Source organism: Archangium sp., assembly GCF_036388035.1.
Classification (GTDB): domain Bacteria; phylum Myxococcota; class Myxococcia; order Myxococcales; family Myxococcaceae; genus Archangium.
The window spans coordinates 1-2,033 of the sequence record NZ_DASVSO010000808.1 but is presented as its reverse complement, the minus strand read 5'-3'; the positions used below and the strand labels follow the sequence as shown (position 1 = coordinate 2,033).

At 69.9% G+C, this 2,033-nt stretch carries 3 protein-coding genes; 2 read left to right on the top strand and 1 reads right to left on the bottom strand.

Annotated features, from left to right (window positions below):
• Together VF697_RS33245 and VF697_RS33240 are read left to right on the top strand one after the other, a co-directional pair.
• The coding region (locus VF697_RS33245; RefSeq protein ID WP_331101326.1) for a metallopeptidase TldD-related protein at positions 1-201 on the top strand (201 nt) is incomplete at its 5' end.
• 11 nt (positions 202-212) lie between these two features.
• Complete coding sequence (locus VF697_RS33240; protein WP_331101324.1) at positions 213-1,550, top strand: TldD/PmbA family protein; 1,338 nt, start codon at positions 213-215, stop codon at positions 1,548-1,550.
• Between the two features lie 73 nt (positions 1,551-1,623).
• Here the strand turns inward: VF697_RS33240 and VF697_RS33235 are convergent, their stop codons facing one another.
• Positions 1,624-1,980 carry a VOC family protein gene (locus tag VF697_RS33235; protein ID WP_331101328.1) on the bottom strand — a complete coding sequence of 119 codons (357 nt, stop codon included), beginning with the start codon at positions 1,978-1,980 and terminating at the stop codon, positions 1,624-1,626.
• Between the last annotated feature and the right edge of the window lie 53 nt (positions 1,981-2,033).

The following is a 2,033-nucleotide window of genomic DNA, read 5'->3' as shown; positions in this document are numbered from 1 at the left end:
AAGCTGACGCGGCCGATCAAGGACGTGAACATCATCGGCAACGGGCCCAAGGTGCTCGAGCAGGTGGACATGGTGGCCGACGACCTCGTCATCGACGAGGGCGGCTGGACGTGCGGCAAGGACGGCCAGGGCGTGCCCGTGTCCCAGGGCATGCCGACGGTCCGGGTCGCGTCGATCACCGTCGGCGGACGCAACGCTTGAGGGAGGCGGGCATGAGCACGACGAACACCACGAATCTGGCGGATGTCGCGCGGCAGGCGGTGGACCTGGCGCGCCAGAAGGGCGCCTCCGAGGCGGCGGCCACGGCCAGCCGCATGCGCGAAGTGGAGATGCAGTGGCGCGATGGCCGGCTGGACAAGGTCTCCGAGGCCACGACGCGCAACCTGGCGCTGCAACTCTACGTCGAGGGGCGCTACTCCTCGGTGTCCACGAGCGATCTGCGCCCGGAGGGGCTCGAGCAGTTCATCTCCAATGCCATCGCGATGACGCGAGCCCTGGCCCGGGACGAGTTCCGCATGCTGCCCGAGCCCGAGCTCTACGAGGGTCGCGCCCAGGTGGACCTGTCGATCGAGGACCCGCGCCAGTTGACGCTCACCGCCGATGAGCGTCAGCGCTTCGCCCGGGAACTCGAGGCAGGTGCTCGCGCGGCCGACACGAAGGGCGTCATCCTGTCCGTCACCACCGGCTTCGGAGACACCCTGCGCGAGACGTTCCGCGTCAGCTCGAACGGCTTCGAGGGCGGGCAGCGCGGGACGCAGTTCTTCGCCTCCGCCGAGGTGAGCGCCAAGGACGCGGATGGGCGCCGGCCGGAGGAGAGTGACTCCGCCGTCGCGCGCTTCCTCGAGAACCTGCCCGACGCGGCTACCCTGGGCCGGCGAGCCGGGGAGCGCGCCCTCGGGCGGCTCGGCTCGACGAAGGGCGCCTCGGCCGTGCTCCCGATGGCGGTGGACAACCGGGCCGCGGGCCGGCTCGTGTCGATGCTCCTCGGGCCGATGACGGGCGCGGCGCTTCAACAGAAGCGCTCGTTCCTCGATGGGAAGCTGGGCCAGGGCGTGGGAAGCGAGCGGCTGGCGCTCTCGGATGAGCCGCACCTGAAGCGGGGGCTCGGCTCGCGCCTGTTCGACAATGAGGGCCTCTCGACCCGCTCGCGGCCGCTGTTCGAGGGAGGCGTGCTGCGCGCCTACTTCATCGACAGCTATTACGGCCGGAAGCTCAAGGTGCGCCCGACGACGGGGAGCCCCTCGAACCTCGCATGGAAGCTCGGGGACAAGACGCAGGCCGCGCTCCTGGAGGACCTGAAGGAGGGCATCCTCGTGACGAGCTTCCTCGGGGGCAACTCCAACCCCGTCACGGGAGACTTCTCCCTCGGCATCCAGGGGTTCCGCGTGCGCGGCGGCAAGCTCGCCGAGCCCGTTGGTGAGATGAACATCTCGGGCAACCAGTTGGACCTGTGGAAGCGGCTGGTGGCCGTGGGAAATGATCCCTTCGCCCACAGCACCCTGCGTACGCCGACGCTCGTCTTCGAGGGCGTGCAGTTCGCGGGCGTGTAGCCCTTCACCCTCGGGTGCAGGAACGCTCCGCCTCCCTGGCAATGCTGGCCGGGGAGGGGAGTGCCTCCGGGTGTTACGCGGGCTCGATGAAGTTGAGCCGGTACCCGTCGGGATCCGTGACGATGATCTCCCGGGTGAACCACGGCTGGACGGTCGGCCCATCGACGCTGGCGCCGTGCGTCCGCGCCCGGGTGGCCACCTCCTCCAGGCCCAGGGCGCCGATGCGGAAGCCCAGCAGCACGCCCGTGCCTCGCCGGCCCTCCATCGGCAGCCCCGTGGGCTGGGCGACCAGGTACACCTCGGCCTGCGCTTCCCACTGCAGACGGAGGAAGGGCGGCTCGGCCGCGACCCGCTTGAACCCGAGCGCCTCGTAGAAGCGCGTCGAGCGCTCGGTGTCCGACACGAGCAACTTCACGAAGGACGACATCAGCGGAGCGCTGTCCATGGGGAGGTTAGAAGCGCGCCTGCATCAGCAGGTTGAAG

Coding starts and splice junctions, on each gene's coding strand:
- VF697_RS33240 (WP_331101324.1), top strand. CDS start 213: ATGAGCACGACGAACACCACGAATCTGGCGGATGTCGCGCGGCAGGCG.